Origin of the sequence: Nocardia carnea, from assembly GCF_029868855.1 — a bacterium.
GTDB classification, from domain to species: Bacteria; Actinomycetota; Actinomycetes; order Mycobacteriales; family Mycobacteriaceae; genus Nocardia; species Nocardia carnea_A.
The window spans coordinates 1-5414 of the sequence record NZ_JARWOV010000148.1 but is presented as its reverse complement, the minus strand read 5'-3'; the positions used below and the strand labels follow the sequence as shown (position 1 = coordinate 5414).

Genomic DNA, 5414 nt, shown 5'->3' with positions numbered 1-5414 from the left:
CCGCGCCCGCAGGCTCGCTTCGTTACGAATGCGGTGGTCGTGGCGCATTGCCGACCAGGCCGACAGCCCAATTCGCGGCCCACTGGGTGGCTGTGGTGCCATCGGATTCCACGACGAAATTGTGATAGAGGCTGTGCACGGGATTACCGACGGCAGCGGTGAGTGTGCCCAGGCTGCCGAGGATATTGGCGGGGCTGAGCGCGTTGCGCGGTGCGTCGCAGATCAGGTCGCCGGGCGCGCAGATCGTGTACACCCGGTCGGCTATCTCGCCGAAACCTTCCTCACGCGCACCGGTCATCGTGATTCCCGGCACGCTCAAACCGGCCAGCGCGACCTCCGCGCCGATACCGGGCGGCGGTGTGCCCACCTGGATGGGTTGCCCGGGCCCCGGCTCACCGGACCGACGGCCGTCGGCGATCAGGGTCACCCCGAGTACCCGGTCCGCCGGAACCGGCCCGTTGCCTTTACCGATCTGCTCGGCGATATCCCCGGCGATCACCGCACCTTGCGAGAACCCGGCCAGCACATACGTGGTGAGCGGGCATTCTTCGTGCCGCTGGGTCAGGAAATCGAACGTCCGCCGCATGCCCTCGGTGCGTGAGACGTTGTAGGAGGCCTGCCCGTCCGGCGGAAACGCCACCGGATTGGAGAACTGCGCCACGTAGGGAACCGTGTACACGTCGACTCGTTCGGCCGGGAACTGTTCCCGCACCGGATTGCTGACGTTCAGCATCAGCGAAGCCGGATTGGCCGCCGGGTTGTACGGGTCGTCGGTACTGCTGGACTCCCAGGTTCCCGGCACCGAAATCATCTGCACATCGGGGCAGCTCGCCGGCTGGCTGGTCGGCTCCTCCGGCCCCGGTCCCGGACCTGGTCCCGGCGGCGGCTCCCGCAGGCATCCGGCCAGTAGATACCAGAGCAGCACCACGATGACGAGCCCGGCCACCCCGAGCGCGAGCAGCGTCAGACAACCCGCCGATCGCGACCGACGGGCTCCGGAACGTCCCCTACTCACCGGCAGCCACTAGCAGTAGTGCGCTTTGGCGGTATTGATGTAGATCTGTCCGGCCTGCTCGACCGGCATCTTCGCGGGATCGAACGCCGCATCCGCACCGGCCATCGCGGTCACCCAGGTGAGCATGGCGGGATCCGGGGTGCCCTGCGCCGCCTGGCTGCACACATAGGAGCCGATACTCAGCGCGATATCCGGGGTGGACGGGGTCACCCCCTGTTTCGCCAGCTCGTCGATATAGGTCTGCTCCTTGGGACCGAGCTCCGCGGCCGCGGTTTCCTGGGGCTCGACCGGCGCGGGGCGCTCCATTTCCTCCGGGGGCGCCTCCGGTGCGGCGCTCTCCTCCGGAGCCGGGGCCTCGGGCGCGGGAGGCTGTTCACCCGGCGCGGGAGCCGGCGCCGGCGCCGAGCTCTCGGACGACGATGCGGCGGCCGGGGTCGACAGCGTCGGGGTGCTGGTCGCGGTCGATTCCTCGTCGCCGCAGCCGGCGAGCAGTCCGGCAGCCGCCACGGCCGCCACCACACCGAGCATCGTGCCTCGGGTCCGATACATACATTCCATCCTGTGTTCCGGCGCGCCGTGCGCGCTGGTTCACGGCACTCGTAGCGAGCGCCGCCGAACCACTGGTTTGACCGTCGGGTTACGTCCAGGCCCGGCGAGTAGTCGCGGGCCGCGACCACCGAGGGTAATACCACCCACGGGATGTCGCTGCGTTGTGCCTGACCACACACTGCACGGGGGCAGCCGGTCCGGCCTCACGGAACTCGGCAACACGGTACTTCGGCGAGCGACATGTTCGCCGACCTTCGCGGATCAGCGCACTTCGGCACGATTGTCCCGGACAGTGATTGCGCCGTGCTGAAAATTCTGCTGCACCCCGCCCGGCACGGCGAACTCGTCGCTGATCGGGAAGCCCAGGCGGCCGTTTTCGAATCCGGCGTCGCGCCAGGCGTCCATGATCGGGCCGTTGCGGACGGCCCAGGCACCCGAGAGCGGGCTCCAGTAGATATTGCCACCCTCGAACCCGCTGTACCGACCGAAATCCTTCAGCGGGAGTTCCGGCGCCACCGGGAAGCCGAGCCAACTGTTCTCGAAACCCAGCTCGGCGTACTTGCCCAGGATGAGACCCTCCACCCGCTGGGCGCCGGTAGTGGGGCTGAAATAGAACGGGCCGCCTTCGAAGGATTGCACCGCACCGTCGCGATGCGGTGTCGGCACCTCCGGACCCACCGGGTATTTCGCCGGGCCGCCTTCGTAGCCCTGACGACCCCATTCGGCCAGGATCGCGCCGCGCACCATCTGGGCACCGGTTTCCGGTGTCCAGTACAGCGATCCGTTCTGGAACGGCTGATAGCGACCCCGGCCGTCCGGCAGTGCCGCCTCCGCACCGATCGGCAGGCCGAGCGCACCGTGCGGCCCGGCGACGGCCTGATATCCGCCGCCGATACGGCCGGCCACCGGATGCGCGCCCGCCTCTGGTGTGAAGAACACCCGGCCGTGCAGGAAATCCTGGGCGACGCCGCCCGGCACCCGGTATTCGCCGGTGAGACAGGTACCGAGCCAGCCGTTGGCGGCCGCCACGGCACCGATGGCACCGCCCGCGGCACATGCCGGTTTCGCGGCGGGCACGCCGAGCGCGGCCGCGGCCTGAGGCCAGGACTGGCGCATTTCGAAATCCCAGTACGGCCAGGTGTGGGTACCGGCGGAGCGATAGTTGACTGTCGCGGGGATACGCAGTTCGTGCAGCTTGCCGACGAAATTCTGGGAGGTGATCAGCGACAGTGTCTCGAGGCCCATCCCGAACATATTCGGGGTGACTCCCGGGATCTCGGAGCTTTCGTCATGTTTTCCGGAAGCACCGGTTCCGGTGGATATATAGAGGGATTTACCTTTCAGTCGGTCGGCGAGGTACACCGGATCGTGTTCCTCCCACTGCGGGCTGCCGGGCGGACCCCACATCGCCGCGGCGTCGAATCCGCCGGCGTCGATCATGGCGAGCCGGATCGCCTGCGGCATACCCGTACTCGTGGTGGTGAGAAAACCGGAGTAGGAGGCGGCGTATTTCGCGAAATCGCTGTTGCGGGCGGACAGGAACATCGCGGCGGTACCGCCCATGGAGAGCCCGGCGATTCCTCGGGTATCGGTGGCGCGCCATTGGCTTTCCAGCAGCGGCGGCAGTTCCTCGGTGAGAAAGGTCTCCCACTTGTAGTTCTTGCCGTTGTTGGGTTCCAGCCAATCCGAATAGAAACTGGCCTGTCCGCCGACCGGCAGTACTGCGGTGACATTCTTGTCGGCGAAGAAGTCGACCGCGCCCGTTTCCTTGATCCACCCACTGTCGTCGTCGGTGGCGCGGAGGCCGTCGAGCATGTAGAGCACCGGGAACTTCGCGTTCGGCTGGGAGTTCCAGTCCCGCGCCAGCAGCAATCGCACCTGGATGGGCGCACCCATAGCAGGCGAATTCACCCAGATGGCAACGTGCCGGTCGGAATACCAGACGATATTGCGGAGCGTTGCCGCCGCGGCCGCCGCAGTGGGCTGGGCCGGCGCCGGGGCGTGGGCGGCGGCAAAGGGCAACACCAGCGCGGCCGCCAGGACGGCGAGCCCGCGCCGGGCACGTGCACCGGGTCGGCCGGTCGAACCCCCTCTTGCGCGTTTCTTCCCTGCCACACACTGTTTGTACCGCCGCCACCGGCTGATTCCCGGTAGACGCGCTGACAGCAAATCACTCGACCGCCGTGGTGATCCGGAAAAAGCAACGGCGCCACCTGCTTGTATTGCCTGCAGGTGGCGCCGTCGCGCGGTGCTTATCGGTTCAGCGGCAACCGATCAGCGAGTTCTGTTGTCACCAGCCGTTGGTGGAATCCAGGAACATCTTGCGGGAAGCGAAGAGCTGGCTTTCCCAGTACTTCCAGGAGTGGGTGCCGACGTTCGGGAAGTCGAAGTGGGCGTTGATACCCAGCGACTTCAGCCGCGCCTGGAAAGCGCGGGTGTTCACCAGCGACAGCGCTTCCAGCGCCATGGCGTTACCGGTGTTGAACGCACCGATGGCACCGGCCGGCTTGTCGTGCGGACCCGGCAGGCCACTGGCCGCCGAGATGTACATCGGCAGACCGCGCAGCTGCGGCGCGAAGACGAACGGGTCCATGCGCAGCCACTGCGGGCTCCACGGGGCCGCCATCGAGTCGACGTTGAAGCGGCCCGCGTCCAGCATGGCGATCCGGATGGCCTCTCGCATACCCGGTGCCGAGATGTTCAGGTAGCCGGAGTAGGCCGCGGCCGACTTGAACTGATCGCGGTGGTAGGCGGCCAGTGCCAGGGCGGCGCTACCGCCCATCGACAGGCCCGCGATGGCGTTGTTGGTGCGCGAGACACCGTGGCCTTCGAGGAAGGCCGGCAGTTCCTGGGTGAGGAAGGTCTCCCACTTGTAGGTGAACTTCTGGCCGTTGGTATTGCTGGGCGAGTACCAGTCGGCGTAGAAGCTGGACTGGCCGCCGACCGGCATGATCAGCGAGATGTTGTCACCGGCGAACTGCTCGAGCGCATTGGTCTCGAAGGACCAGGCGTTGCGGTCTTCGCGAGCGCGCAGACCGTCGAGCAGGTAGAGCCCGGCGTTACCGCCGCGCGCCGCCCACTGCACCTGGACCTTGATGGGGCCCATGCTGGAGGGAACCATCAGTTCCTCCAGGCCGGCCCGGTGCACCGGCGCCGCCGGCGCGGCCACGGCGGTCGGAGCCGCGATACCCGCAGCGACCGGTAGCGCGAGAACCGCCGCACCGATTGCCAGAATCCGGTTACGCCAACCGCGAGGTGCCCGTGACCGCCCCATACTTCTCTTCGGGCCGGCTGCCCTGCCGAAACGCATGAATTCTGCTCTCTTTCTGCTGTTGTGGTGTTGTACGCCACCGCTGCGCGGACAACACCCCGTTTCTCCTCGGCGGCGCCGGCGGCCGGTCCCGACCAACCATCGGCCGACAGCGCTACAACGATCTGGTCACAGATGCGCTCGCTGGACCTTATTCGACCTCATCGAGCCCAAGCAAGGCCGTGCTGATCGGATGGCCGAAATCCGCCGCGAGAACGTTGTGATCGCCCCGTGACGATACCTTGCCGAGCCGTTGATGTCTCGGTGGGCCGGGATATTCCCCCGTTATCGAAATCCGCCTCTGACCGGGCTTGTGTAACGGAATACGAACCATGGACGAATTCCCATCGACAGCAGTGTGCCCCCCCCCCAGAAGTATAGACGGCGGGCACACAGTAGTGGGGGGGGGGGGGGGGGGGGGGGGGGGGGCCCCCCCCCCCGCCCGGCCGCGGCCGGGGGGCGGGGGGGGGGGGGGGGGGGGGGGGGGGGGGGGGGGGGGGGGGGGGGGGTGGGGGGGGAGGAGAGAGGAGGGGGGGGGGG

General features: G+C 67.7%; 5 protein-coding genes. 1 reads left to right on the top strand and 4 read right to left on the bottom strand.

The window, feature by feature from the left end; genetic code table 11:
• Positions 1-22 precede the first annotated feature (22 nt).
• The 4 genes from QH195_RS13985 to QH195_RS13970 all read right to left on the bottom strand — a co-directional run bounded on the left by QH195_RS13985 (position 23) and on the right by QH195_RS13970 (position 4838).
• Positions 23-1015 (bottom strand): cutinase family protein, encoded by a 993-nt coding sequence (locus QH195_RS13985; RefSeq protein WP_432278395.1) that lies wholly within the window; start codon positions 1013-1015, stop codon positions 23-25.
• 9 nt (positions 1016-1024) lie between these two features.
• Entirely contained in the window at positions 1025-1564 is a 540-nt protein-coding gene (locus QH195_RS13980; protein WP_280422522.1) for a DUF732 domain-containing protein, read from the bottom strand.
• Positions 1565-1825: 261 nt separating this feature from the next.
• The gene (locus tag QH195_RS13975) at positions 1826-3679 is read right to left on the bottom strand and encodes an alpha/beta hydrolase-fold protein (protein ID WP_280435676.1); all 1854 of its coding nucleotides are present in this window, start codon (positions 3677-3679) and stop codon (positions 1826-1828) included.
• A gap of 175 nt (positions 3680-3854) precedes the next feature.
• Positions 3855-4838, bottom strand: a complete 984-nt coding sequence (locus tag QH195_RS13970) for an alpha/beta hydrolase (protein WP_280435675.1) — start codon at positions 4836-4838, stop codon at positions 3855-3857.
• A 368-nt stretch (positions 4839-5206) separates the two neighbouring features.
• Here QH195_RS13970 and QH195_RS13965 point away from each other — a divergent pair.
• Positions 5207-5414 (top strand): hypothetical protein (locus QH195_RS13965; RefSeq protein ID WP_280435674.1); only part of this gene is annotated, 208 nt, incomplete at its 3' end.

Excerpts from the sequence above, each read along its gene's own strand:
- QH195_RS13980 (WP_280422522.1), bottom strand. The coding sequence starts at position 1,564 with ATGTATCGGACCCGAGGCACGATGCTCGGTGTGGTGGCGGCCGTGGCG.
- QH195_RS13970 (WP_280435675.1), bottom strand. The coding sequence starts at position 4,838 with ATGGGGCGGTCACGGGCACCTCGCGGTTGGCGTAACCGGATTCTGGCA.